The organism is Enterovirga aerilata (assembly GCF_013044135.1).
In the GTDB taxonomy this organism is placed as follows: domain Bacteria; phylum Pseudomonadota; class Alphaproteobacteria; order Rhizobiales; family Beijerinckiaceae; genus Enterovirga; species Enterovirga aerilata.
In genome coordinates, this window is sequence record NZ_JABEPP010000001.1 from 294060 (window position 1) to 319018 (window position 24959).

Sequence of the window (24959 nt, forward strand, 5' to 3'; positions counted from 1 at the left end):
GGGACGGCGTCGCCTTCGGCGCAGGGCGGCCGAGATCCGGCCGCGAGCCGGCTCAGGCGGCGTAACGGTTCGCGGTCGGGCCGAAATAGTTGATGTAGCGGCCGCTGATGGCCTCGACGGGGAGGGCGACGAACACGTCCGTCGTGCCGAACTGCCTGTCGATGGCGGCGCCCTCGCCGAACTTCGCCCCGACCCGGAGATAGGCCTTCACCAGCGGCGGCAGGCTGAGGAGCGCCGCCTTCCTGTCGATCGCCTCGGCCGCGATCCTATCCATGCGGACCAGGCGCCCGGGACGCGGGCGTGCGCTCCATTCGGGCTCGGCCCTGGCGAAATGGTGCAGGAAGCTCAAAGGCACGGCGAGCCTGTCGGGATCGGTTCCTTCGAGGCTCGCGCAGCCGATCATCGCGTCGATGCTGTGGCGCTGCACATAGGCCCAGATCCCGGCCCAGAGCAGCTCGACGGTCTTCTTGTTGCGGTAGGGCCGCAGCACGCAGGAGCGGCCGAGCTCGAGCAGGTTCCTGCCCCGATGCCTGTCCAGGAGCGGGGCAATGTCGAATTCGCCGGCCGTGTAGAAGCCGGAATGCGCCTCCGCCACGTCGCCCCGCAGCAGCCGGTAGGTGCCGACGACCTTCGGCTTCGGCGCCCGGAACGGCTTCCGCTTCACGGCATGGTCGAGGACGAGCAGGTGGTCGCAGATCGCATCGTAGGCGTCGATGTCGCGCCGCTTCAGGGCGGCCAGGCCGACCGGCACGGCCGACATCTCCTCGTAGAACACCTTGTAGCGCAGGCGCTGCGCGCGCTTGATCTCCTGCGGTCCCGCGGCGAGCCGGACCTCCAGGGACCCGAGCCGCCCGAAGCTCTCCGGCAGTGCGATCGGTAGGCCAAACCCGGGCAGGAAGCGGGAGGCCGTCCCGCGCAGCATCGCGGGCACGAAGGGCAGGCCGGGCAGAGTCGGTGCCGGCCGTGGGACATCACGGTCGAACTGCGACTGGCTGGACATGCGGGGTAGCTCCGGCAAATCGGCATGCGGCGCCGATTGCTGCGGCCTTACATCACGGCCCTCTGACGAATTTGCGACGGGCGGCGGGGCGATCAAGCGGCGGCGCTTCGGTGGGGCCGGACGGCCTCCGCCAGCGCCTCGAAGCCGAAGGGTTTCAGGAGGAAACCGTCGAAGCCGGCGGTCTCGCTGTAGCGCTCGCGCTCCCCGACCATGCTGGCCGTGAGCGCCACGATGCGCAGGCGTTCGTCCCGGCCGGTCGCGGCCTCGATCTCGCGAATGCGGCGCGTGGCCTCCGCGCCGTCGAGCCCCGGCATGCGCAGGTCCATGAGGATCACGTCGTAGGGGGGGCGGGCGCCCGAGAGCGCCTCCTCCGCATAGGCCAAGGCCTGCAGGCCGTCCTTCGCCCAATCCACCAGGGTGTCGAGCTTCTGGAGGCTCTTCATCGCGACGAGCGCGTTGATCTCGTTGTCCTCCGCGAGCAGAATTCGGAGCGGGCCGGAAACGGCCGGCGCCGGCGCGGCCGGCGGCGGAATATCGGCGAATCGCACCGGGGGCGCCTCCGGACGGAGGCGCTCGAAGAGCGAGCGGGCCCGCACGGGTTTCACGAGATAGGCGTCGTAGCCTGCGGCGTGCGGCGATTCGAGATCGCGCCGCTCGAAGGGCGAAAGGAGCACGATCTTCCGGCGGATGCCGCCGTCCTGCGCCGCCCGGGCGAGCTGCCGGATGTCCGTCTCGCCGAGGGCGACATCGGCGATCAGCACGTCGAAGCGCGCGGCCCGCATGATCTCGCCGGCGCTCGCGGCGTCCAGCGCGCGCGCCGTCTCGGCCCCCGCCTCGGCGAGCCGCCGCTCCAGGCAGCGCGGCTCGAAGGGCGAGGCGCCGACGAGCAGCACGCGCAGGTCGAGCCGGTCCGGCTGCGCCTGTCCGCCGGCGGCCGCGGCCCGGAGGGGCAGCCGGACCCGGAAGATCGAGCCCTGCCCGACGGTGCTCTCCACCTCGATGCGCCCGCCCATCCGCTCGACGATTCGGCGCGTGATCGCGAGCCCGAGCCCCGTGCCGACGCTGCGGGCCGCCTTCAGTCCGCCCTGCTCGAACTCCTCGAAGATCGCGCCGATCCGGTCGGCCGGAATCCCGGGGCCCGTGTCCTCGACGGCCAGGACGATCTCCTCGCCCCCTCCGCGCTCGACCGAGATGCAGACCCCTCCGCTCCCGGTGAACTTGACCGCGTTGCCGGCGAGGTTGAACAGCACCTGCCGCAGCCGGTCCCGGTCCGAGTTGACGACCCTCGGTACGTCGGCGGCCACGAAGCAGGCGATCTCGGTGCCCTTGTCCTGCGCGCGCGGCGCCAGGAGTTCGACGACGCCCTGGACCAGGCTCTCCAGCTCGAACGGCTCGCAGACGAGATCGATGCGGCCGGCCTCGATCCGGGAGAAGTCGAGGATCTCCTCGATCAGCGACAGGAAGGCTTCGGCCGAGCCGCGCAGCGCCTGGACATAGGTGAGCTGCTCGGGCGCCAGCCGCGTGTCCAGGAGCAGGTCGGACATGCCCAGGATGCCGTTGAGCGGCGTCCGGAACTCGTGGCTAACCGTCGCCAGGAAGCGGGACTTCGCCTCGCTCGCGGCTTCCGCCCGCGCCCGCGCCTCCTCCAGCGCCCGCTCGCTCTCGATCCTATCGGTGATCTCGCGCCCGCTCCTGAGGAGCGCGACCGTCCCGTCCGGCTGCGCAAGCTCCCGTTCGGTCCAGCTGAACCAGCGGACGCCGCTCTCCGTCCTGATCGCCTCGTCGACACGCCGCGTGCCGTCCGGCAGGGTTTCCGGCTCGCGCCGCTCGACGATCTCGGGCTCGGCCGCCGGGTCGCCGAGCAGCCGCCGGTAGGCCGCGTTCGCCAGGACGATGCGGCCGTCGGCCCCGCGCTGCACGACGGGATCGGGCAGGGCGTCGAGGATTTGGCCTTTCGGCTCGGCGGACATGCGCAGAGATCACCCCGGATTCGGGGCGAGCCTAGCGTCTCCGCTTCTCACGGGCCGTTGAGGAAGATGCTTACGACAAGCCTAACGGGCCTGCTCCCGCCACGTCTCAGATCCGCTCGATGATCTTCTCGCCGAACAGGCCCTGGGGCCGGATCATCAGCACCGCGAGCGCGATGAAATAGGCCAGCCAGGTCTCGATCCCGCCCCCGATGAGCGGCCCCCAGTAGAACTCCCCGAGCTTCTCGCCGATGCCGATGATCAGGCCGCCGACGATCGCGCCCGGGATCGAGGTCAGGCCGCCGAGGATCAGCACCGGCAGCGCCTTCAGCGCGATGACCTGGAGCGCGAAGGAGACCTCCGAGCGGGCGCCCCACATGATGCCGGTGGCGAGCGCGACGATGCCGGCCGTGAACCAGACCACGACCCAGATCTGGTTCAGCGAGATGCCGACCGAGAGCGCGGCCTTGTGGCTGTCCGCCACCGCGCGCAGCGCGCGGCCGATTCTGGTCTTCTGGAAGAAGACCGCGAGCGTCGCGACCGCGAGGGAGGCGATGATCGCGGCCGCGATGTCGATCTTCTGCAGCGAGACGAGGCCGCCGAGGATGGGCAGGTCGATCGCGCCGCTCGGCAGGTAGAGCTGCTCGGTGATCATGCGGCGCGGATTGCCGCCGAAGATGATCTCGCCGAGCCCGATGAGGAGATAGGTCAGCCCGAAGGTCGCCATGAACAGGATGATGTCGGGCTGGTTCACGAGCGGGCGCAGCACGACGCGTTCGATCGCGACCGCAAGCACGAACATGACGCCGATCGTGATGGCGAGCGCGAGGAAGGCCGGCACGCCCTTCTCGGCGAGGCCGACGAGGGTCAGGGCCGAGAACACGACCATGATGCCCTGGGCGAAGTTGAACACGCCCGAGGCCTTGAAGATCAGCACGAAGCCGAGGGCGATCAGCGCGTAGAGAACGCCCGATACGAGCCCTTCCCAGATCGTCTGGACGAGCAGGTCCGGCGCCCCGCCCATCTGGACGAATGGGTCGATGAAGATGCGGTACAGGAGGTCCATCAGGCCGCGATCCCACCTCTCCCCTTGCGGGAGAGGTCGAGTCGCGTGCGGTAGCACGCGACCGGGTGAGGGGACGATCTTCCTCGAGCAGGATCCGACCCCTCACCCGGACGGCCGCTGCCGCGGCCTGCTCGGCCTCTCCCGCAAGGGGAGAGGCGGGCGCGCTCCGTGATCAATGCGCCACTCCCAGATACGCGTCGATGACCTTCTGGTCGCGCTTGACCTCGGCCGGGACGCCGTCCGCGATCTTGCGGCCGTATTCCAGGACGACCACGCGGTCGGACAGCTCCATCACGACGCCCATGTCGTGCTCGATCAGCGCGATGGTGGTGCCGAACTGGGCGTTCACGTCGAGGATGAAGCGGCACATGTCCTCCTTCTCCTCGAGGTTCATGCCGGCCATCGGCTCGTCGAGCAGCAGCACCTCCGGCTCCATGGCCAGGGCGCGGCCGAGTTCGACGCGCTTCTGCAGGCCGTAGGGAAGCTTGCCGACCGGCACCTTCCGGATCGCCTGGATCTCCAGGAAGTCGATGATCTCCTCGACCACGCGGCGGTGCTCCACCTCCTCGGCCATGGCCGGGCCGAAGCGGAGCGCCTGCCAGAGGAAGCCCCTGTGCATCCTGAGCGAACGCCCGGTCATGATGTTGTCGAGCGTCGTCATGCCCTTGAACAGAGCCACGTTCTGGAAGGTGCGGGCGATGCCGCCGCGCGCCGCCGCGGACGGGCGCATGCGCTGCCGCCGGGCGCCCTTGAAGGTGATGCAGCCCTCCGTCGGATGGTAGAAGCCGTTGATGCAGTTCAGCATCGAGGTCTTGCCGGCGCCGTTCGGGCCGATGATGGCGCGGATCTCCCCCTTCTGGATGTCGAAGGAGACGTCGGTCAGCGCCTTCACGCCCCCGAAGGCGAGGGAGACGTTCTCGACGGAGAGGATCACCTCGCCCTTCACGATGAGCGGTCCGTCGGGGGCTCTCACGCCGCCTTCTCCAGCTCGCGCGCGGCCTCTGCCGGGGGGTGGAGGATCATGTCGCGGATCGCGACGGTGCCGGCCAGGATGCCCTTGCGGCCGTCCTCGAAGGTGACCTCGGTGCGGATGGAGGCTTCCTTCGAGCCGTCGTAGAGGCCCTGGATCAAGGGTGCGTAGCGCTCGGCGATGAAGCCGCGGCGCACCTTCTGGGTCCTGGTCAGCTCGCCGTCGTCGGCGTCGAGCTCCTTGGGCAGGATGAGGAAGCGGCGGATCTGCGCCCCGCCCATGCGGGGCTCGGCGGCGAGCGAGCGGTTCACCTCGTCCACGTGCCCGGCCACCATGTCGTAGACGCGCGGATGCGCCGCCAGCTCCTGGTAGGAGGCGTAGGTCACGTTGTTGCGCTCGGCCCATGAGCCGACCGCCACCAGGTCGATGTTGATGAAGCAGGCGACGTAGTCGCGCCCGTCCCCGAAGGCGACCGCCTCCTTGATGTTGGGATAGAACTTCAGCTTGTTCTCGACATATTTCGGCGGGAAGAGCGAGCCGTCGCGCAATCGGCCCACATCCTTGGCGCGGTCGATGATCTTCAGGTGCCCGCGCGCATCGAAGAAGCCGGCGTCGCCGGAGCGGACGAAGCCGTCCGGCGTCTTGGTTTCGGCCGTCTTCTCCGGGTCCTTGTAATAGGCCTGGAAGACGCCCGGCGAGCGGTAGAGGACCTCTCCGTTCTCGTCGATCCGGATCTCGACCTCCGGCGCCGGCCGCCCGACCGTGTCGGCCAGGATCTCGCCGTCGGGCTGCATGGTGACGTAGACCGAGGCCTCGGTCTGCCCGTAGAGCTGCTTCAGGTTCACGCCGATCGAGCGGTAGAAGCGGAAGATTTCCGGCCCGATCGCCTCGCCGGCCGTGTAGCCGACCTTGATCCGCGACAGGCCGAAGCGGTTGCGGAGCGGCGCATAGACCAGGGCGTTGCCCAGCCCGTAGATCAGCCGGTCCAGCAAGCCGACGCGCTCGCCGTTGAGGATCGGCTCGCCGACTTTCCTGGCGTGGCGCAGGAAGTAGTGGAACATGCGCCGCTTGGGCGCGGAGGCGTCCTCCATGCGGACCATGGTCAGGGTCAGCATGTTCTCGAAGACGCGCGGCGGCGCGAAGGCGTAGGTCGTGCCGATCTCGCGCCTGTCGTCGACGACGGTGTCCGGGCTCTCGGGGCAGTTCACGCAGAGCCCCGTGATGATGGCCTGCGCGTAGGAGAAGATGTGGTCGCCGACCCAGGCGATCGGCAGATAGGCGATGATCTCGTCCGTCTCGTCGAGCTTGTCGAAGGCCGAGCCGATCTCGCCCGCAAGCCTGACGTTGTCGAAGGTCAGCATCACGCCCTTGGGCCGGCCCGTCGTGCCCGAGGTGTAGAGGATGATGGAGAGGTCCGAGCCCTTGCCGGCCGCGAGCGACGCGTCGAGCTTCTCGACGAGCTCCGGCAGCGTCTCGAGCAGGCGCCGGCCTTCCGTCACGGCGTCGTCGATGGAGGTCAGCCGCGTGTGGTCGTAGGTCCGAAGGCCCTTCTCCTCGTCGTAGAGGATGTGGTGCAGCTTCGGCAGCCGCTCGGAGACGGAGAGGAGCTTGTCGACCTGCTCCTGGTCCTGCGCGACCGCGAGGGTCACCTCGGCATGGTCGAGCACATAGGCCATCTCGTCGGCGACCGAATCGGCATAGACCGGCACCGGCACGGCGCCGAGCCATTGCGCGGCGGCGATCGCCCAGTACAGGCGCGGCCGGTTCTGGCCGACGATCGCGATCTTCGAGCCGCGCTCCACGCCGAGCTTGTCGAGCCCGGCCGCGAAGGCGCGGACGATGTCGTGCACCTCGGCCCAGGTCCAGCTCTGCCAGATCCCCAGGTCCTTGTGCCGGAACGCGGGACGCGCGCCGCGGACGCGCGCGTTGCGGACGAGAAGCTTCGGAAACGTGTCCTCGGCGCCGGGCGCTGGAGCCGCCACCACAACCTCCCTCAGCTCCGGCGGAGCAACCTATAGCCACGCGCGGATTGCTTCCGCGTCTCGGGCGATGAGCCCGGCCGCGGATTATGTCGCACGGGGATTGCCGGCCCGCAACGCGACGGAAGTCGCACGGGCCGGGGGGGCGACCTACTCCGCCGCCTGCGCCAGCGTCGGCTCGGGCGAGCGGAAGCGGGCGAGGAGCTCCGCCTCCTCCTTCTTCGCTGCCGCGAGGTGGCGGGCCTTCACGTGGCCGAAGCCGCGGATCTTGCCGGGCAGCGCCGCGAGCCCGACCGCGGTGGCGTGGTTCGCGGGCGTGAGCCCGGCCAGGATCTCGTCGAGTAGCTTCACGTAATCGGCCACGAGCTGGCGCTCGACCTTCCGCTCGTGCGTGTAGCCGAAGATGTCGAAAGGCGTGCCGCGCAGACCCTTCAGCTTCGCCAGCATGCCGAACGCCTTCAGCATCCACGGGCCAAAGCTCATCTTCCTCGGCTCGCCGGTGCGCCGGTCGGTCCGGGCGAGGAGCGGCGGCGCGAGATGGAACTCGAAGCGCAGGTTATCGCCCTCGAAGGTGGAGGCGATCTGCTTCGCGAAATGGCCGTTCGTGTAGAGGCGCGCGACCTCGTACTCGTCCTTGTACGCCATCAGCTTGAACAGCGCGCGGGCGACTGCCTCGGCGAGCGCGGTCGAGCCCGGCACGGCCTTCGCCTCGGCCGCGCGCACCCGCTCCACCAGGTCGCGATAGCGCTTCGCGTAGCCCGCGTCCTGGTAGTCGGTCAGGAAGGCGACCCGGCGCGCGACCGCCTCGTCCAGCGTCTGGGAAAGGTCGGTCGTGTCGGCGGACGCCTTGCCGGCCGCCACGATCGCCCGCACGGCCTCCGGCTCGGCCGCGGCGCGGCGGCCCCACTCGAAGGCGTCGAGGTTCATCTGCACGGCCTCGCCGTTGAGCTCGATCGCCCGGCGGAGCGCGGCGCGCGACAGCGGCACCCGCCCCGTCTGCCAAGCATAGCCCAGCATGAACATGTTCGCGCCGATCGCATTGCCGAGCAGCGCCAGCGAAGCCTCCGTGGCGTCCACGAAGGAGAGGCCCGGACCTTGCTCGGTGCGGGCTCCGGCCGCGGCCGCGATCGCCCGCTTCAGGCGCTCGGCCGGAAGCGAGTAGTCGGCATTGCGGGCGAAATCGCCCGGCATGACCTCGGCCGTGTTGACGACCGCGCCGGTGCGGCCCGGCTTCATGGCCGCGAGCACCTTCTTCGAGCCGGTCACCACGAGGTCGCAGCCGAGCACGAGGTCGGCCATGCCGGCCGTCACCCGGATGGAGGTGATGTCCTCCTGCCGGTTGGCGAGACGCAGATGGCTCGTGACCGCGCCGCCTTTCTGGGCGAGGCCCGCCATGTCGATGAGCCCGAGTCCCTTGCCCTCCAGATGCGCGGCCATCCCCATGATCTGGCCGACCGTGATCACGCCCGTGCCGCCGACCCCGGTGACGAGGACGTTGAAGGTCTTCTCGATCGCCGGGAGGGCCGGCTCGGGCAATTCGCCCGCCGGCATCGCGGCCGCCGGGAGGGCGGCCGGCTCCATCTTCTTCGGCTTGGCGCCATGCACCGTCACGAAGGAGGGGCAGAAGCCCTTGATGCAGGAGAAATCCTTGTTGCAGTTCGACTGGTCGATCCGCCGCTTGCGGCCGAACTCGGTCTCGAGCGGCTGCACGGCGACGCAGTTCGACTTGACCGAGCAGTCGCCGCAGCCCTCGCAGACGAGGTCGTTGATGATCACGCGCTTGTCGGGGTCCGGGAAGGCGCCGCGCTTCCTGCGCCGACGCTTTTCCGAGGCGCAGGTCTGGTCGTAGATCAGGACCGACACGCCGCCGACCTCGGCCAGCTCGCGCTGCACCTCGTCGAGCTCGTCCCGGTGATGGATGGTGAGGCCCGCCGGCCAGCGCACGCCGGCCGGGTACTTGTCCGGCTCGTCGGTCACCAGGCGGATCGTCTGCACGCCCTCGGCCGCGACCTGCCGGGCGATCATGTCGACGGTGAGCGAGCCCTCGTGCGGCTGCCCGCCGGTCATCGCGACGGCGTCGTTGAACAGGATCTTGTAGGTGATGTTCGTCTTGGTCGCGACGGCCCAGCGCAGGGCCAGCGAGCCGGAATGGTTGTAGGTGCCGTCCCCCAGATTCTGGAACATGTGGCCGCGCTTGGAGAACGGCGCCTCGCCGATCCAGTTCGCGCCCTCGCCGCCCATCTGGGTGTAGCCCTCGGTCTGGCGGTCCATCCACTGCGCCATGAAGTGGCAGCCGATGCCGGCATAGGCGCGGTGGCCTTCGGGAACCCGGGTCGAGGTGTTGTGCGGGCAGCCGGAGCAGAAACCGGGCGTGCGCACGGCCACGTCGCCGGTGACGGCGAGGAGCGCCTGCGCCTCCTTGAGCTTCGCCACGCGCCCGGCGAGGTCGTCGTTGCGGTGATAGCGCAGGAGCCGCTCGCCGATCGCGATCGCGATGTCGTTCGTGTCGAGCGCGTATTTCACGGGGAAGAGCCACTTCCCCTGCTCGTCCTTCTTGCCGACGACGACGGGCTGGTTGGCGGTGCCGTAGAGCTCCTCCCGGACCTGGACCTCGATCAGCGAGCGCTTCTCCTCGACCACGATCACGAGATCGAGCCCGCGCGCGAAGTCGATCAGCTCCGATTGCGGCAGCGGCCAGGGACAAGCGACCTTGAACAGGCGCAGGCCCATGTCGTTGGCCTTGACCTCGTCGAGGCCGAGCTCATCCAGGGCCTCGCGGACGTCGAGATAGCTCTTGCCGACCGTGATGATGCCGACCTTCGGGTTGCGGCCGCCCGACAGGATCGTCCTATTGAGGCCGTTCGCCCGCACGAAGGCGAGCATCGCGTCCCGCTTGAAGTCGTGGAGGCGCGCCTCCTGCTCCAGGAAGGGATCGCGCGGCCGGATGTTGAGTCCCCCGGGCGGCATCGCGAAGTCCGTCGGGATCTCGATCTTCACGCGATCCACGCGGCCGTCGACGGAGGCGGTCGACTCGATGTTGTCCTTCACGCACTTGACCGCGACCCAGGTGCCGCAGAACCGCGACAGCGCGAAGCCGTAGAGCCCGTAATCGAGGATCTCCTGGACACCGGCCGGGTTCAGGATCGGGCTCATCACGTCCACGAAGGCGAATTCGGACTGGTGCGCGACCGTGGAGGATTCCGCCGTGTGGTCGTCGCCCATCAGGGCGAGGACGCCGCCGTGGCGGGAGGTCCCGGCCTGATTCGCGTGCCGGAAGACGTCGCCGGTGCGGTCGACGCCGGGGCCTTTCCCGTACCAGACGCCGAAGACGCCGTCGTACTTGCCCTCGCCGCGCATCTCCGCCTGCTGCGCGCCCCAGAGCGCGGTTGCGGCGAGCTCCTCGTTCAGCCCGGGCTGGAAGACGATATGCGAGGCCTCGAGCTGTCGCTTCGCCTTGTAGAGGTTGAGGTCCAGCCCGGCGATCGGAGAGCCGCGATAGCCGGAGACGAGGCCCGCCGTGTTCAGGCCGGCCCGGCGGTCGCGCTCCCGCTGCATCAGCAGCAGGCGGACGATCGCCTGCGTGCCGGTGAGGAAGACCCGCTCCTTCGAGAGGTCGTACTTGTCGTCGAGCGATACGGAGTCGAGAGCAACCTCGGAGAGGCTCATGACCCGGTCCTCCACGCCCCACGGGGCTCAAGCCGGCTGCGGCCGGTCTCGTTCGAATACGTCAGTAATGCTGACATATGCAGTTTAGAGCGTCAATCAACTGCGGACGGGCAGGCTGGGTCAAGACGGCCGGAGGTCGCGACGCCCGGATACGCTTCGCTGCGCTCGCCACGCCCACCGGGTCACGGGGTCAAACCCGAGGCGTCCAGCTCCGCTTCGCGCGGGCGACCAGCGCCCACGCTCCTCATGCTGAGGTCCTCATGCTGAGGTGCCTCGCCGGGAGGCGGGCCTCGAAACACGAGGCCGAGGCCCGGACCGACTCGCTGCAGACACCCTTTTGTCCTTCGAGGCTCCGCTCCTCAGGACGAGGAGCTCGGGCGGGCCGCATCGGCTTCCGCCTGACAGGACCTTCTTTTATTCCTATAAGGCCGCCACTCCCCTCCGGAGAGGGAGCCGCGTGCGCACCGGTCGCGTTGGCGGAGGGGAGGCGGTCCCGCGACGGGCGCCCAGGTGGGTGCCCGGCCCGGGCGGCCGTCGCGAAACCGAGGCAGCTCCGATCTGACCCGATGGCCGCGGGATGCGGGCCCTCCGGGTCGTCGAGCGCCTTCAGCTCGGAGATGCCGGCCCGCCCGCAGCGGAGAGCGACACGACGGCCGCTAGCGTCCGGAGGAGGAGGAAGGACGGCGCGTCGCGAGCGCGATGACGTGCGACAGCTCCGCAAGGGTCGGGCCGTGCATCGCTTGCCCTCCAACTCGGGGCGAAGCGAGCGGCCGGACGCGTCCGGAACATGGAGACGCTTGTCGCGCGACCGCCATCCGCCCCATGAGAGCGGCAGAACGGAGATGAGCAGCCTCATGACAGCGATCCGCCCCCGCCGCAGCGTCCTCTACATGCCGGGCTCGAATGCCCGCGCGATCGAGAAGGCCCGCTCGCTTCCGGCGGATGCCGTCATCCTCGATCTGGAGGACGCTGTTGCGCCGGAGGCCAAGGCAGCCGCTCGGGAGCAGGTGGTCGCTTCCGTGAAGGCCGGCGGCTTCGGCCGGCGGGAGGTCGTGATCCGGGTGAACGGGCTCGACACGCCCTGGGGGCATGACGACCTCCTCGCGGCGGCCTCGTCCGGCGCCGATGCCGTGCTGGTCCCCAAGGTGTCGGATGCCGACGCGATCGGGGCCGTGGAACTCGCGCTCGCGACGGCGCGCGCGCCCGACGCCCTGCGGGTCTGGGCCATGATCGAGACCCCGATCGCGATCCTGCATGCGGAAGCGATCGCCCGAGCCGCCCGGCACGAGACCGGCCGGCTCGCCTGCTTCGTGCTCGGCACCAACGACATCGCCAAGGAGACCCGCGCCCGTTTCGTCCCGGGCCGCTGGACCATGCTGCCCTGGCTCGCGACCGTCGTCGTCGCCGCCCGCGCGCACGGGCTCGACGTGCTCGACGGCGTCTACAACGACCTGCAGGACGAGGCGGGCTTTCGGGCCGAATGCGAGCAGGGCCGCGACCTCGGCATGGACGGCAAGACCCTGATCCATCCGAACCAGATCCCGGCCGCAAACGAGATCTTCGCCCCGGCTCCTGCAGAGGTCGAGGCCGCCCGCAAGATCATCTCGGCCTTCGATCTGCCCGAGAACAGGGGGCGCGGCGTCATCTCGCTCGGCGGCCGCATGGTCGAGCGGATGCATGCGGAGATGGCTGCGCGCACGGTCGCCCTGGCGGACGCGATTGCGTCGGCGCGATAGGCCCCGCCCTACCCCAGACTACGCCCGATCGCCTCGAATTTCCGGGCGCGGTGCTCGCGGATCTCCGTCGGTCCCATGCCGCCGAGATCCGACAGCGCCCGCTCGATCGCGTCTCCCGCCGCCCTCACGGCCGTCGGGCGGTCGCGGTGGGCGCCGCCGATCGGCTCGGGCACGATCTCGTCGATGATGCCGAAGCGCAGAAGGTCCTGGGCGGTGATCTTCATGGCGGTCGCGGCGTCCTGGGCACGCGTCGGGTCGCGCCACAGGATGGAGGCCGCGCCCTCGGGCGAGATCACGCTGTAGACGGAGTGCTCCAGCATCAGGACCTTGTTCGCGGTCGCCACCGCGATGGCGCCGCCGGACCCGCCCTCGCCGATGACGAGAGCCACGTTCGGGGAGCCGAGCGCGAGGCAGGCCTCGGTCGAGCGCGCGATCGCCTCGGCCTGGCCGCGCTCTTCGGCGTCGATGCCCGGATAGGCGCCCGCCGTGTCGACGAAGCTGATGACGGGCAGGCCGAACCGGTCGGCCATCTCCATGATGCGGGCCGCCTTGCGGTAGCCCTCGGGCCGGGCCATGCCGAAATTGTGCCGCACGCGGGTCTCGGTCGTGGAGCCCTTCTCCTGGCCGATGACGGCCACGGCCTCGCCCCGGAAGCGGCCCAGCCCGGCAAGGATCGCCTGATCCTCCCCGAACTTGCGATCACCGGCAAGCGGCGTGAACTCGGTCATCAGCTCGCGGCAATAATCGACGAAGCGCGGCCGCTCGGGATGGCGAGCGACGAGCGTCTTCTGCCAGGGCGTCAGGCCGTCATAGAGATCCTTGAGGGCCGCGAAGGCCTTGGCCTCCAGGCGCGCCACATCCTCCCGGATCTCGACCGCGTCGTCGCCCTGCGTGAGCGTGCGCAGCTCCTCGACCTTCGCCTCCAGTTCGGCGACGGGCTTCTCGAAATCCAGATATGCGCGCATCGGGGGTCGAGACGAAGCTCCGCGGGAGGCGAGCGATGTCCGGCCGGCACGCCCGCGGCGGATCGCATTGCGGGCGGGACTTAAGCCGCTCCGCCGTCCGCTTCAAGTCGCAGCCAGCTTCAGCCGACTACCAGGAGCCCGGCGAGCCCCGCCGAGCCGACCAGGATCCGCCACCATGCGAACGGCGTGAAGCCGTGGCGCGAGATATAGTTCAGGAAGGCCTTCACGACGAAGAGGCCTGCCGCGAAGGCCGCCAGGAAGCCTACGGCGATGTTCGCCACGTCGTTGAAGGCGAGCAGCTTGTAGCTCTTGAGGAGGTCGTACGCGAAGGCGCCCGCCATGGTCGGCATGGCGAGGAAGAAGGAGAACTCGGCTGCCGAGCGCTTGTCGGCGCCCAGCAGCATGGCGCCCACGATCGTCGCCCCCGAGCGCGACACGCCGGGGATCATGGCCAGGCACTGCACGCAGCCGATCCCGACATACATCCGCAGGGGAAAGCTCGTCGCATCGTTGTAGCGCGGTTTCAGGTCCACCTGGTCGATGATCATCAGCACGAAGCCGCCGGCGATCAGCGATATGCAGACGATGAGCGGGTTGAAGAGCACGCCCTTGATGAAGCCGTGCAGCAGCGCGCCGACGATGGCGGCCGGCAGGAAGGCGATGAGGACGCCGATCACGAAGTACCGTGCCGCCGGCTCGCGCGGCAGGTCCTGCGCGACCCGGAGCAGGCGGCCGAAATAGGCCGAGACGATCGCCAGGATCGCGCCGAGCTGGACCAGGATCGCGAAGGTCTTGTTGGCCTCTCCGCTCAGCCCGAAGAAATGCTGGAGGAGCAGCAGGTGCCCGGTGGAGGAGACGGGCAGGAACTCGGTGAAGCCCTCGACGAAGCCGAGGATCAACGACTGCAGAAGCTGGATGGCGGTCATGGGCGGCTCGGCCGGGGCGGGTGGTCCGCTAGGAAGGGGTTGTCCGCTTAAGGTAAGCGGCGGGTTAACGCGAGCGACCCGGTCTCGCGCCTTCTCTGGCGAACCCGACGATCACGGCCCGTTAACTCTCCGGCCGTCTATGGGCGCAGTTTCGCGTTTCCCGACATGGCCGTTCTCCACCACTACCCTTTCTGCCCGCATTCCCGCTTCATCCGCCTCTCGCTCGCCGAGATGGGCATCCAGTCCGCGACCGCGGAGGAGCGGCCCTGGGAGCGCGACGAGAGCTTCCTCCGGCTGAACCCATCCGGGACCACGCCCGTGCTTTGCGACGACGAGATCGCGGTGCCGGGGGCGAACGTCATCGCCGAATATCTCGACGAAACCCGCGGCCCCGGCCTGAACGGCCGCCGCCTCCTTCCGCCGGATCCCGCCACCCGGGTCGAGGTGCGGCGGCTCGTCGAGTGGTTCAACGGCAAGTTCTTCGAGGAGGTGACTTCCTATCTGCTCGAGGAGAAGATCCTGAAGCGCTTCCGCCGCGGCGCGTCGCCCGACGCCTCCGCCATCCGGGCGGCGCGCTCGAACATGCGCTATCATCTGCGCTATATCGGCTATCTGGCCGGGACCCGGAACTGGCTCGCCGGCGACAGGCTCACCTATGCGGACCTCGCGGCCGCAGCCCATCTCTCCTGCGCGGATTATCTCGGCGACGTGCCATGGGACGAGGACGAGACTGCGAGGGACTGGTACGCCCGGGTGAAGTCGCGCCCCGCCTTCCGGCCGATCCTGGTCGACCGGATCCCCGGCATGGCGCCGGCAGCGCATTACGCGGACCTGGATTTCTGACCGGGGCGGCCCTGAAGGCCCAGGTCGCCGAGCGGGGCAGGGCGCTCGGCTTCGACCTTATCCGCGTGGCCGCTCCGGACGCGATCCCGGAGGCGGCCGACAGGCTCGCCGACTGGCTGGGTGCGGGGCACCAGGCCGGCATGGACTGGATGGCGGCCACCCCTGAGCGCCGCGCCTCGCCGGCCGGGCTCTGGCCGGAGGTGCGCTCGGTCGTCATGCTGGGCATCTCCTATGCGCCCGAGCGCGACCCGATGGCGGCTCTGGCCGAGCGCGGCACGGCGGTCCTTGCGACCTATGCCACGCGGCGCGACTATCACGACGTCATCAAGGGACGCCTGAAGGAACTCGCAGGGTTCCTCGCCGCGAAGGCGGGGGCGGACGTGAAGGTGTTCGTCGACACCGCCCCCGTGATGGAGAAGGCGCTCGCCGCGGCGTCTGGCCTCGGCTGGGTGGGCAAGCATTCCGTGATCGTCTCGCGCGAGCACGGCTCCTGGCTGCTCCTGGGGGCCATCTACACGACGGCCGAGCTGCCGCCGGACGAGCCCGAGACGCCGCGCTGCGGGAATTGCACGCGCTGTCTCGACATCTGCCCAACCGCCGCCTTTCCGAGACCGCATGTGCTCGATGCCGGACGCTGCATCGCGTATCTCACCATCGAGCATAAGGGCCATATCGCGCCCGAGTTCAGGGAGGCGATCGGCAACCGAGTGTTCGGCTGCGACGACTGCCTCGCGGTCTGCCCCTGGAACAAGTTCGCGGCCGCCGCACGCGATGCCCGGCTCGCAGCGCGGGCCGAGCTGTCCGGCCTCTCGCTTCGGGATCTGTCCCGGCTCGACGATGCCGGTTTCAGGCAGCTTTTCGCCGGCACGCCGATCAAGCGGACGGGCCGGGACCGCTTCATTCGCAACGTGCTGATCGCGATCGGCAATTCCGGCGACCCCACCCTTTCCGAAGAAGCCATGCGGCTCCTCGCCGATCCATCCCCGCTCGTACGTGCCATGGCCGTATGGGCCGCGGGACGTCTGCTGCCGCCTGCGGAATTCAGGCGTCTCGCCGCCGCGCAAGAGCCGTGCGAGGGGGATGCGGATGTCCGGGCCGAGTGGCGCGCCGCGCTCGGGCCGGCGGCCCCGCTCGAGGCTGCCGCATGAGTCTCGTCGTGTTCGGGCACGGCTACACGGCCGAAGCCTTCATCCGCCGCGTTCGCGGCCGCTTCGACCGGGTCGTCGCGACCGCGCGCAGCCGGGAGAAGACCGTCCGCCTCGCGGAAGCGGGCCTGGTGGGCCGGCTCTTTCCGGACCCGGACGGCGCGTCCGCGCTCCGCGCCGACATCGCGGCCGCCGAGGCGGTGCTCGTCTCCGTCCCGCCCGGCCCGGACGGCGATCCGGTTCTCGCCCGCCTCTCGGATGCGATCGCGGCCGCGCCGCGCCTGGCATGGATCGGCTATCTCTCGACGGTCGGCGTCTATGGCGACCATGGCGGCGGCTGGGTGGACGAGACGACGGAGCCAAGGCCGGTCAGCCGACGCTCGCACGAGCGGCTCGCGGCCGAGGGCGGCTGGCTCGATCTCGGCCGGCGCAGCGGCAAGCCGGTCGCGATCTTTCGCCTCGCCGGCATCTACGGGCCCGGCCGTTCGCCGCTGCAGAAGGTGCTGGACGGGACGGCGCAGCGCATCGTGAAGCCGGGCCAAGTGTTCAATCGCATTCATGTCGAGGACATCGCGGCGGTTCTGGAGGCCTCGCTCGCCCGTCCGCGCGCCGGTGCGATCTACAATGTGGCCGACGACGAGCCCGCGCCGCCGCAGGATGTGGTGACCTACGCGGCCGGGCTCGCCGGGCTTCCGCCCCCGCCGGAGGTCGCCTTCTCCGAGGCCGAGATGACCCCGATGGCGAGGAGCTTCTACGGCGAGAACAAGCGCGTCGCCTCGCGGCTCATCCGCGAGGAGCTCGGCGTCACGCTGCGCTATCCGACCTATCGCGAGGGGCTGGCAGCGCTGGTCGCAGGCCGTGATGCGGCGGAGCGACCGGACAGGAGTTGAGACCTTCCGACGAGCCCAGCCGAGCGGAAGACGGAGGCGCGTCTATTCCACGCGCTCGTTCGGGTAGACGCCCCAGAGCCGGTCCTGACGGATATAGCCGGAGATGTCGCGGCCGGGCTGCGCGATGGAGACCCGGCACCAGCCGTCCCGGCACGCCTTCACGCTCGCGATCACGTTGGGCTGAAGCTGCGCGACGACATTGCCCTTCTCGTCCTGCCTGTCGAACAGGGGCAGCGGCGCCGTCCCGCTCTTGGCCCAGGGCATGACGAGCGCGGTGCGACGGCCGGAGAGAAGCGAGTGGAGCACCCATCCTTCCGTGCCGCCTGCGTCCCGTATCCGCCGCCACACCTCGTATTCGGCCGTGATCTCCACCGGCAGGCCGGCGCGCTGGAACACCCAGGCCGTCCTGTGATCCTTGGACGGGCCCTCGCGCAGGTTCACCCGGTCCGTCTTGAGGCTCACGTAGCGTGGCACCGGCAGGCCGGAGACCTTGCCTGTCTGCGTCTCGCCGACCGCGAGAGCCGGGACGACGCTGCCCAGGAGAAGGAGTGCGGCAAGCGCTGCGAGGATGCGGCTGGATTGCGTCATGGGCGGCTCATGAGGGTCGATTGTCTTCGCCCGGGCCTCTGCTAGACAGGCCGGCTCTAGCGAGGTCCGGCTCCTGCCGCCATAGGGCGGCTTGCCGCCTTTGATCGTCGCACTAGGGTTAAGGGCGCGTAAGCGCCGCCACGGGGGAAGTCTCGGATCCATGATGCCGTCGCGGAAAAGACCGGTCGTTGTCGTGACGAGGCGGCTGCCTAACGCGGTCGAGACGCGCATGCGCGAGCTCTTCGACACGCGCCTCAATATCGAGGACAGGCCCATGACGGCGGCGGAGCTCGCCGAGGCCGTGCAGAGCGCCGACGTGCTGGTCCCGACCGTGACGGACCAGATCAACGCCTCCCTCCTCGCCCAGGCCGGGCCGAACCTGCGGCTGATCGCGAATTTCGGCAACGGCGTCGACCATATCGACGTGCAGGCGGCACTCGCCCGCGGCATCACGGTCACCAACACGCCGGGCGTCCTGACCGAGGACACGGCGGACATGACGATGGCGCTCGTGCTCGCGGTCGCGCGCCGGCTCGCAGAGGGGATCCGCATCATCCCGGAGGACGAATGGGCCGGCTGGTCGCCGACCTGGATGCTGGGCCGCCGCATCACGGGCAAGCGCCTCGGCATCGTCGGCATGGGCCGTATCGGTCAGGCTCTGGCGCGGCGCGCCAAGGCCTTCGGACTATCGATCCACTACCACAACCGCCGCCGCGTCGCGCTGCCGATCGAGGAGGAGCTCGAGGCGACCTATTGGGACTCGCTCGACCAGATGCTCGCCCGCATGGACATCGTATCGGTGAACTGCCCGCACACGCCCGCGACCTACCACCTGCTCTCGGCTCGCCGCCTCAAGCTGATGCGGCCCGACGCCATCATCGTGAATACGGCGCGCGGCGAGATCATCGACGAGACCGCGCTCGCCCGGATGATCGAGGCCGGCGACCTCGCGGGCGCCGGGCTCGACGTGTTCGAGCACGAGCCGACGGTCAATCCGCGCCTCGTCAAGCTCGCACGCCAGGGCAAGATCGTGCTCCTGCCGCATATGGGCTCGGCCACCGAGGAGAGCCGCTTCGACATGGGCGAGAAGGTCATCGTCAACATCCGGACCTTCATGGACGGGCACCGTCCGCCCGACCGCGTGCTGCCGAGCATGCTGTGAAGCCTTTCTGCCGGACGGCATAGAGGGACGGCATCCGGCGATAGCCGCGATGCAGCATCGCACGGACGCCGAATGCGGTCGGGTTCGCTGCCTGGTTGCCGAGCCGGCATAGGGCTATGTCGGCCGACCCTGCCCGGAAAAATCCTTCTCGTAGCGCCATGCGGCCGCACCGTCCTCGTAATAGTCGGGGATGACCGCGATCCTGCGATATCCGGCGCGCTCGTACAGCTTGCGGGCCGCTTCGTTGTCCGCCCTCACCTCGAGCCGGATGCGGGTACGACCGGCCTCCCGCGCGGCCCGCTCGGCGGCATCCACCAGCCTGCGGCCGAGCCCGTCGCCCTGACGGCCGGGCGCGACCGCCACGGAGGTGAGCCAGGCGAGATCCGAGCCGCGGCGGATCTGGACGAGCACGTAGCCCAGGACCTCGTCGCCATCGGCTGCGACCCGGGCCAGGATGGTGGGCGACCTGACCGCGTGCCGGAGCGCGCGCCGGTCGAGACGGTCGGTCGGGAAGGAGGCCTCCTCGATGGCGAGGAGCGCAGGCACGTCGTCCGGCTCCGCCGGGCGGATCGCGGCCGCCGTGCGTCGCCGGCCGGCTCCGCTCAAGTCACGGTCCAGCGATAGGTCCAGGTCTCGGTCAGCGCCTTGTCGCCGGAGCGCAGATAGGCGCGCAGATCCGCCGACTGGCCGGGATCGAGCTTGAGGTCGATCGCGGCCCGGAAGCCGCCCGTATGCTCGTTCGGCACCACGAAGGTTCCGACGATCTGCCCGGCGGACATGGAGGGCACGACCTGAACCAGGCTCGGATCGGGCAGGTAATAGGCCAGGTTGCCGCCCGCGAAGTCGATCAGGAAACGACGCACCGTCCTGTCGGCGGGCTCGACGGAGCCGCTGGCCCTGGCCGGCGCCTGGAACGTGTTCACGACCTTGCCGCCGGGGTGGAGATCCTCGCCGGCGCCGATCGACCGGATCCGATAGCCGAAGGAGACTTCCTGGCCGGTTTCGTAGGGTTGGCGGGGACGCCAATAGGCGACGACGTTGTCATGCACCTCGGCGGGCGTCGGGATCTCGACGAGCTCGACTGCACCCTCGCCCCAATTGCCGGTCGGCTCGACCCAGTAGCTCGGCCGCATCTCGTAATTGGCCTCGAGGTCCTGGTAGCTGTCGAAGCGCCGGTCGCGCTGCATCAGCCCGAAGCCGCGCGGATTGTTGTCCATGAAGGCCTGGACGGTCTTGGTGGCCGGGTTGCGGATGGGCCGCCAGATCCACTCGCCGGTGCCGGCATGGATCAGGAGCCCGTCCGAATCGTGCACCTCCAGGCGGAAATCGTCGCCCGTGCGCCGCTCATTCTCGCCAGAATAGTACATCGAGGTCAGTGGCGCGAGGCCGGCCGCGGCGATGGGCCGGCGCGGGAACAGCGTTGCGCTGACGTCGATCGTGGTCTCCGCGGAGGGATAGATCTCGAACCGGTAGGCGCCCGCGACCGAAGGGCCGTCGAGCAGGGCCAGCACCGTCACCCGCTCCGGGCCCGCGGTCGGTACGTCGATCCAGAACTCGCGGAAGAACGGGAACTCCTCCGGCTGCTCGCGGCCGTCCACGTTGATGGCGAGCCCGCGGGCGGAGATGCCGTAACGCTGGTCGCGCCCGAGGAAGCGGAAATAGCTCGCGCCGAGAAAGGCCACGAGCTCGTCCAGCACCCGCGGCGTGTTGAGCGGGTAGTGCAGGCGGAATCCGGCGAAGCCGAGATTGACCGGAAGCGGCCGCTCGATCCGCGTGCGGCCGTAATCGAAGAGCTGCGGCTGGTAGGCGACCGGGGTGGGCACCCCGTCGCGGATGACGTTCACGGTGATCGGGCGCGTGTAGAGAAAGCCCAGATGGAAGAGCTGCAGCCGGAACGGCCCCCCCGAGGAGGCGAGCAGCGCCCGTTCCGGGCGGAAGCGGATGTCGCGATAGGCGTCGAAATCGAGGTTCTGCAGCGGCTCGGGAAGGGGCGCGATGGCGGCGTCGAAAGGCGCGCCCGCGAGCTCGCGCGCGCGCCGGACCACGTCCTCGAACCGGAACGGGATGAGCGGCGGGGCGGCGCTCTGCTGGGCGCGAATGGGGGAGGCGGCAGCCGCGGCGGCGGCCAGTGTGGCGAGCGCGCTCCGGCGCGTGATGTCGGTCATGGAAACAGGATATAAGAGGGTGCGTCGGATCGCGCGACCCTGGACGGCGGCAGGTGACCTTTCGGTGAACGGCCGGGCTGGCGGCCCCCGGGCCGCGGAACCACCGGGGCTGGCCGCCGCTTGGGGAAGGAGCTCACGGGAGGCGGCATGATCGGGCGGGTCCTGGCACTGGCGATCGGACTCTTTGCGGGGCTTGCCGCCTCGCAGGCGCCGGAATTCGCTCAGCAGTACCGGCAGCGGATCGGCGGCGCGATCGACGAGCTGCGGCGGGTGGTCGGCACATTCGACGAGAATGCGCGTGCGGAGGGCCTGTCGCGGGAGCAGGCCATCGCGCGGCTGTCCGGCCAGCCCGACCGCCTTACCCAACGGCAGGGGCCAGCCATGAGCGAGATCGTCGACCGGCTCGAGCGGCTGGAGCGGCAGCGGGACGCGGTCGCCAATGCCGGACCCTTCGAGCGCCTCGTCGTGCTTGCGCGCGGCTTCGACGGCCAGCTCGCCCGCGCCACCTATCTCGATTACGAGCCGGCCTGGCCCGCGACGAGCGAGGGGCTCGTGATAGGCGGCGCCGGGTTTCTGCTCGGCTGGGGCGGCTTCGCGCTCCTGTTCCGCGCGTTCGGCCGGCTCCGGCCAGGGCGCTGGCGCCAACCGCCTCGTAAACGCCTCCAATCCGCGTGATCAGCCGCCGATTTTCAGGTCGGCGTAGACCTGGGCGAGCGTGACTGAGCCGCCGAGCGCTGGAAGTGCCAGGATGGACCGGTGAACCTGCTCGTCGAGGGGGAAAGAACCTCCGCGACGAGCACTGGATCCTTCGCGTATCCGCTCTCGAGAGGCGGGCCGCAACGGACCACCAGATCAGGAATCGCTACGTAGTCCTCCACCGCACCGCTGAGCAGCCTCAATCCGGCCAGCGCGACGCAGCCGCGTTTCGCGGCGAGATCGTCGAGCGCCCGCCAAAGGTTTTGCTGAATGCGCTGGTGCCGCTCGATCTGCGGCGCCATCCGGACGGGCTTTCCCGACGAGAAGCTCCCACCGCTCCTCGTCGGGGAAGCGCTCTATCATGTCCATGAACGCCGTGACGTTCATGGAGGGCGTGGCCGGCGGACGGCGACGTTCATTCGGAACACCTCCGCCGGCCAGATTACCCTGGCTTAAGGGTCACCGCACCAAGGTGTTCCGGAACGCCCAGGGCTCGGCAGGGTCGATGTCCTCCGGGAAGAAGCCTGGGCGGCCGGTGAGCGGCGTCCAGTCCGTGTACTGGCCGATCACCGGGCCGAGATAGGGCATCTGGATCTCGAGGCAGCGGCGGAAGTCCATCTCGTCCGCCTCGACGATCCCGGCTTCGGGGTTCTCCAGCGCCCAGACCATCCCGGCGATCACGGCCGAGGAGACCTGGAGGCCCGTCGCGTTCTGGTAGGGCGCGATGCGCCGCGTCTCCTCGATGGAGAGTTGCGAGCCATACCAATAGGCGTTCCGGGCATGGCCGTAGAGGAGGACGCCGAGTTCGTCGATCCCGTCGACGATCTCGTTCTCGTCCAGGATGTGCCATTCGGGCTGCCGCTCGCCGGCCTGGCCGAACATCTCGTGCAGCGAGAGCACGGCGTCGTCGCAGGGATGATAGGCATAATGGCAGGTGGGCCGGTACACGGCCCGCCCCGACTGGTCGCGGACGGTGTAGTAGTCGGAAATCGAGATCGACTCGTTATGCGTGACGAGGAAGCCGTATTGCGCCTGCGCGGTCGGCGTCCACGAACGCACGCGCGTGTTGGCGCCGGGCTGCAGAAGGAAGATGCCCGCCTGGCAGCCTTTGTCGTGGCCGCGCGCGTTCTCCGGCATCCAGGGCTCGAAGGTCCCCCAGCCGAGCTCGGCGGGCTGCAGGCCTTCCGACACGAAGCCCTCGACGGACCAGGTGTTGACGAAGACCCGCCGCGGCTTCGGGTTGCGGGCGCGCTGCGTGTCGCGCTCCGCGATGTGGATGCCCTTGACGCCGACACGCTGCATCAGCGCCGCCCAGCCCTCGCGCGTCCTCGGCTCGTCGCCGTCGAGCCCGAGATCGGTCGCCACGTTGAGGAGGGCGCGCTTCACGAACCAGGACACCATTCCCGGGTTCGCGCCGCAGGTCGACACCGCGGTGGGACCGCCCGGCCGCTTGCGCTTGGCGGCGAGCAGGGTCTCGCGGAGGGCGTAGTTCGTACGGGCTTCCGGCCCCGTCGACCTATCGAAATAGAACCCCGCCCAGGGCTCGACGACAGTGTCAATATAGAGCGCGCCGAGCTCGCGGCAGAGCTCCATGATGTCGACCGACGAGGTGTCGACGGAAAGATTCACGCAGAAGCCCTGCCCCTCTCCCTCGGTGAGGAGGGGGGTCAGGATCTCCCGGTAGTTCTGGGCGGTGAGCGCCGCGTGCACGAATCGCACTCCCTGGACGTCCAGCATCTCGCGCTCGGTATCGACCGGGTCGATCACCGTGATGCGCGACCGGTCATACTCGAAATGCCGCTCGATCAGCGGCAGCGTGCCGCGGCCGATGGAGCCGAAGCCGATCATGACGATCGGCCCGCTGATGCGGGCATGGACGGGCCAAGCTGTCATTCCGGGGAGGGTTTCCTTCTGCTGAGGGACGACGCCGCCAGATGAACGGCGGCGCCTGCCGGGTCAACCGCTACAGGCGGCTTGTGGAGGACGGATGAAACGTCCAGCCCTGCCGCGCTTTAACCCGGGCGCGGGACGCTCTAAACCGCGGGCCACGCCTCCGGAGAGGGGCGGAACGGGATGGGACGTCCGGGCTTGGGGGCGCAACCACCGGTCCTGACCGGACAACGCCTGGAGACCCATCGTGCGTTCCCTCTCCCGTCGCGGCCTTCTTGCCGGCACGGCCGCCGCAATCGCCGCGCCCGCCCTCGCCCAGAGCTTCCCGAACCGGCCCATCACGATGGTGGTGCCCTTCGCGGCCGGAGGCTCGACCGACGTCGTGGCGCGCATCATCGCCCAGAAGATGAGCGAGGGCCTCGGCCAGCAGGTCGTGGTGGAGAACGTGGCGGGCGCAGGCGGCAATGTCGGCGCGGCCCGCGTCGCCAAGGGCGAGCCCGACGGCTACCAGATCCTGATGGGCACGGTCGCCACGCACGCGCTCAACCCGCTGATGCTCAAGCGGAAGCCCTACGATCCGGCGACCGATTTCGCACCGATCTCGCTGCTCGCGATCGTGCCGAACGTGCTGATCGTGAATCCGTCGCTGCCGGCGAAGACCGTTCCGGAGCTGATCGGGCTCCTGAAGGCCAATCCGGGCAAGTATAACTACGCCTCCTCGGGCCTCGGCACGCCGCTCCACCTCTCGGGCGAGCTGTTCAAGAGCCTCGCCAAGGTCGAGATGCAGCACATCGCCTATCGCGGCTCGGGCCCGGCCCTGAACGACGTGGTGGCGGGCGTGGTGCCGATCCAGTTCGACAACCTTCCTTCCGCCTCCGCCTTCATCCAGGCCGGGACGCTGCGGGCGCTCGGCGTCACCACCAAGGAGCGCGCCGCGTCCTTTCCGGACGTGCCGACCATCGCGGAGGCCCTGCCCGGCTACGAGACCTATACGTGGAACGCGCTCTTCGCCCCGAAGGGAACGCCGAAGGAGATCGTGGACCGGCTGAACGCCGAGGCGGTGAAGGCCGTCAAGGACCCTGCCGTCGGCGAGCGCATGAAGGTCTTCTCGGCGGCCGTGGTCGGCTCGACGCCGGAGGCGCTGGCCGAGCATGTCAGGGCGGAGATCGCCAAGTGGACGCCGGTCGTGAAGGAGGCGGGCGTCTCCATCGACTGACCCCGCACGGCCGCGCGGCAAAGAAAAAGCCCGGTCGGGAGATCTCCGGACCGGGCGAAAGTTTCCACTAACCGGGAGCTACAAAGCCC

20 protein-coding genes are annotated in these 24959 nt (G+C 69.5%); 7 read left to right on the top strand and 13 right to left on the bottom strand.

The window, feature by feature from the left end; all coding sequences use genetic code 11:
- Positions 1-52: 52 nt before the first annotated feature.
- The 6 genes from olsB to HJG44_RS01465 all read right to left on the bottom strand — a co-directional run bounded on the left by olsB (position 53) and on the right by HJG44_RS01465 (position 10648).
- Positions 53-1000 (bottom strand): l-ornithine N(alpha)-acyltransferase, encoded by a 948-nt coding sequence (gene olsB, locus HJG44_RS01440; RefSeq protein WP_171216564.1) that lies wholly within the window; start codon positions 998-1000, stop codon positions 53-55.
- A gap of 92 nt (positions 1001-1092) precedes the next feature.
- The gene (locus HJG44_RS01445; protein ID WP_171216565.1) at positions 1093-2970 is read right to left on the bottom strand and encodes an ATP-binding protein; all 1878 of its coding nucleotides are present in this window, start codon (positions 2968-2970) and stop codon (positions 1093-1095) included.
- A gap of 106 nt (positions 2971-3076) precedes the next feature.
- A complete protein-coding gene (locus tag HJG44_RS01450) occupies positions 3077-4033 on the bottom strand; it encodes a branched-chain amino acid ABC transporter permease (protein ID WP_171216566.1) in 957 nt (318 codons plus the stop codon).
- Positions 4034-4205: 172 nt separating this feature from the next.
- On the bottom strand, positions 4206-5006 hold the full coding sequence (locus HJG44_RS01455; protein ID WP_171216567.1) for an ATP-binding cassette domain-containing protein: 801 nt from the start codon (positions 5004-5006) through the stop codon (positions 4206-4208).
- Complete coding sequence (locus HJG44_RS01460; protein WP_430395020.1) at positions 5003-6985, bottom strand: AMP-dependent synthetase/ligase; 1983 nt, start codon at positions 6983-6985, stop codon at positions 5003-5005. Before HJG44_RS01460 ends, HJG44_RS01455 begins: the two co-directional genes overlap by 4 nt.
- Positions 6986-7132: 147 nt before the next feature.
- Complete coding sequence (locus HJG44_RS01465; RefSeq protein ID WP_171216569.1) at positions 7133-10648, bottom strand: indolepyruvate ferredoxin oxidoreductase family protein; 3516 nt, start codon at positions 10646-10648, stop codon at positions 7133-7135.
- Positions 10649-11502: 854 nt separating this feature from the next.
- Here HJG44_RS01465 and HJG44_RS01470 point away from each other — a divergent pair.
- The gene (locus tag HJG44_RS01470; protein WP_171216570.1) at positions 11503-12384 is read left to right on the top strand and encodes an HpcH/HpaI aldolase/citrate lyase family protein; all 882 of its coding nucleotides are present in this window, start codon (positions 11503-11505) and stop codon (positions 12382-12384) included.
- 8 nt (positions 12385-12392) lie between these two features.
- Here the strand turns inward: HJG44_RS01470 and HJG44_RS01475 are convergent, their stop codons facing one another.
- Both HJG44_RS01475 and HJG44_RS01480 read right to left on the bottom strand, forming a co-directional pair.
- Entirely contained in the window at positions 12393-13349 is a 957-nt protein-coding gene (locus HJG44_RS01475) for an acetyl-CoA carboxylase carboxyltransferase subunit alpha (protein ID WP_171216571.1), read from the bottom strand.
- Between the two features lie 119 nt (positions 13350-13468).
- Entirely contained in the window at positions 13469-14275 is an 807-nt protein-coding gene (locus tag HJG44_RS01480; protein WP_171216572.1) for an undecaprenyl-diphosphate phosphatase, read from the bottom strand.
- A 165-nt stretch (positions 14276-14440) separates the two neighbouring features.
- Between HJG44_RS01480 and HJG44_RS01485 the strand changes: the two genes are divergently transcribed.
- The 3 genes from HJG44_RS01485 to HJG44_RS01495 are packed head-to-tail and all read left to right on the top strand — an operon-like array spanning position 14441 to position 17153.
- Positions 14441-15118, top strand: a complete 678-nt coding sequence (locus HJG44_RS01485; RefSeq protein ID WP_171216573.1) for a glutathione S-transferase family protein — start codon at positions 14441-14443, stop codon at positions 15116-15118.
- A gap of 11 nt (positions 15119-15129) precedes the next feature.
- Entirely contained in the window at positions 15130-16266 is a 1137-nt protein-coding gene (gene queG / locus HJG44_RS01490; protein ID WP_430395030.1) for a tRNA epoxyqueuosine(34) reductase QueG, read from the top strand.
- Positions 16263-17153 carry an SDR family oxidoreductase gene (locus HJG44_RS01495; protein WP_171216574.1) on the top strand — a complete coding sequence of 297 codons (891 nt, stop codon included), beginning with the start codon at positions 16263-16265 and terminating at the stop codon, positions 17151-17153. The genes queG and HJG44_RS01495 overlap by 4 nt, the downstream gene beginning before the upstream one ends.
- Positions 17154-17195: 42 nt before the next feature.
- Here HJG44_RS01495 and HJG44_RS01500 read toward each other — a convergent pair whose 3' ends face one another.
- A complete protein-coding gene (locus tag HJG44_RS01500) occupies positions 17196-17741 on the bottom strand; it encodes an SH3 domain-containing protein (protein WP_171216575.1) in 546 nt (181 codons plus the stop codon).
- A gap of 160 nt (positions 17742-17901) precedes the next feature.
- Between HJG44_RS01500 and HJG44_RS01505 the strand changes: the two genes are divergently transcribed.
- A complete protein-coding gene (locus HJG44_RS01505) occupies positions 17902-18903 on the top strand; it encodes a 2-hydroxyacid dehydrogenase (protein ID WP_171216576.1) in 1002 nt (333 codons plus the stop codon).
- 114 nt (positions 18904-19017) lie between these two features.
- On the opposite strand, the gene rimI is transcribed toward HJG44_RS01505, so the two are convergent.
- Together rimI and HJG44_RS01515 are read right to left on the bottom strand one after the other, a co-directional pair.
- Positions 19018-19509 (bottom strand): ribosomal protein S18-alanine N-acetyltransferase, encoded by a 492-nt coding sequence (rimI, locus tag HJG44_RS01510; RefSeq protein WP_171216577.1) that lies wholly within the window; start codon positions 19507-19509, stop codon positions 19018-19020.
- Positions 19506-21068: an OpgD/OpgG family glucan biosynthesis protein gene (locus HJG44_RS01515; protein WP_171216578.1), complete on the bottom strand. Its 1563-nt coding sequence runs from the start codon at positions 21066-21068 to the stop codon at positions 19506-19508. Before HJG44_RS01515 ends, rimI begins: the two co-directional genes overlap by 4 nt.
- A gap of 147 nt (positions 21069-21215) precedes the next feature.
- Here HJG44_RS01515 and HJG44_RS01520 point away from each other — a divergent pair, with 147 nt between their 5' ends.
- On the top strand, positions 21216-21743 hold the full coding sequence (locus tag HJG44_RS01520; RefSeq protein ID WP_171216579.1) for a DUF2937 family protein: 528 nt from the start codon (positions 21216-21218) through the stop codon (positions 21741-21743).
- A 14-nt stretch (positions 21744-21757) separates the two neighbouring features.
- Here the strand turns inward: HJG44_RS01520 and HJG44_RS01525 are convergent, their stop codons facing one another.
- A complete protein-coding gene (locus tag HJG44_RS01525; RefSeq protein ID WP_246735991.1) occupies positions 21758-22066 on the bottom strand; it encodes a Uma2 family endonuclease in 309 nt (102 codons plus the stop codon).
- 157 nt (positions 22067-22223) lie between these two features.
- Positions 22224-23657 carry a homospermidine synthase gene (locus HJG44_RS01530; RefSeq protein WP_171216580.1) on the bottom strand — a complete coding sequence of 478 codons (1434 nt, stop codon included), beginning with the start codon at positions 23655-23657 and terminating at the stop codon, positions 22224-22226.
- A 244-nt stretch (positions 23658-23901) separates the two neighbouring features.
- Here HJG44_RS01530 and HJG44_RS01535 point away from each other — a divergent pair, with 244 nt between their 5' ends.
- Positions 23902-24870, top strand: coding sequence for a Bug family tripartite tricarboxylate transporter substrate binding protein (locus HJG44_RS01535; protein WP_346767059.1), 969 nt, complete (start codon positions 23902-23904; stop codon positions 24868-24870).
- Positions 24871-24959 lie beyond the last annotated feature (89 nt).

Coding starts and splice junctions, on each gene's coding strand:
- HJG44_RS01530 (WP_171216580.1), bottom strand. CDS start 23,657: ATGACAGCTTGGCCCGTCCATGCCCGCATCAGCGGGCCGATCGTCATG.
- HJG44_RS01520 (WP_171216579.1), top strand. CDS start 21,216: ATGATCGGGCGGGTCCTGGCACTGGCGATCGGACTCTTTGCGGGGCTT.
- HJG44_RS01495 (WP_171216574.1), top strand. CDS start 16,263: ATGAGTCTCGTCGTGTTCGGGCACGGCTACACGGCCGAAGCCTTCATC.
- HJG44_RS01480 (WP_171216572.1), bottom strand. CDS start 14,275: ATGACCGCCATCCAGCTTCTGCAGTCGTTGATCCTCGGCTTCGTCGAG.
- HJG44_RS01505 (WP_171216576.1), top strand. CDS start 17,902: ATGATGCCGTCGCGGAAAAGACCGGTCGTTGTCGTGACGAGGCGGCTG.
- HJG44_RS01475 (WP_171216571.1), bottom strand. CDS start 13,349: ATGCGCGCATATCTGGATTTCGAGAAGCCCGTCGCCGAACTGGAGGCG.
- olsB (WP_171216564.1), bottom strand. CDS start 1,000: ATGTCCAGCCAGTCGCAGTTCGACCGTGATGTCCCACGGCCGGCACCG.
- HJG44_RS01470 (WP_171216570.1), top strand. CDS start 11,503: ATGACAGCGATCCGCCCCCGCCGCAGCGTCCTCTACATGCCGGGCTCG.
- HJG44_RS01445 (WP_171216565.1), bottom strand. CDS start 2,970: ATGTCCGCCGAGCCGAAAGGCCAAATCCTCGACGCCCTGCCCGATCCC.
- HJG44_RS01525 (WP_246735991.1), bottom strand. CDS start 22,066: ATGGCGCCGCAGATCGAGCGGCACCAGCGCATTCAGCAAAACCTTTGG.
- HJG44_RS01465 (WP_171216569.1), bottom strand. CDS start 10,648: ATGAGCCTCTCCGAGGTTGCTCTCGACTCCGTATCGCTCGACGACAAG.
- HJG44_RS01515 (WP_171216578.1), bottom strand. CDS start 21,068: ATGACCGACATCACGCGCCGGAGCGCGCTCGCCACACTGGCCGCCGCC.
- HJG44_RS01450 (WP_171216566.1), bottom strand. CDS start 4,033: ATGGACCTCCTGTACCGCATCTTCATCGACCCATTCGTCCAGATGGGC.
- HJG44_RS01485 (WP_171216573.1), top strand. CDS start 14,441: ATGGCCGTTCTCCACCACTACCCTTTCTGCCCGCATTCCCGCTTCATC.
- HJG44_RS01500 (WP_171216575.1), bottom strand. CDS start 17,741: ATGACGCAATCCAGCCGCATCCTCGCAGCGCTTGCCGCACTCCTTCTC.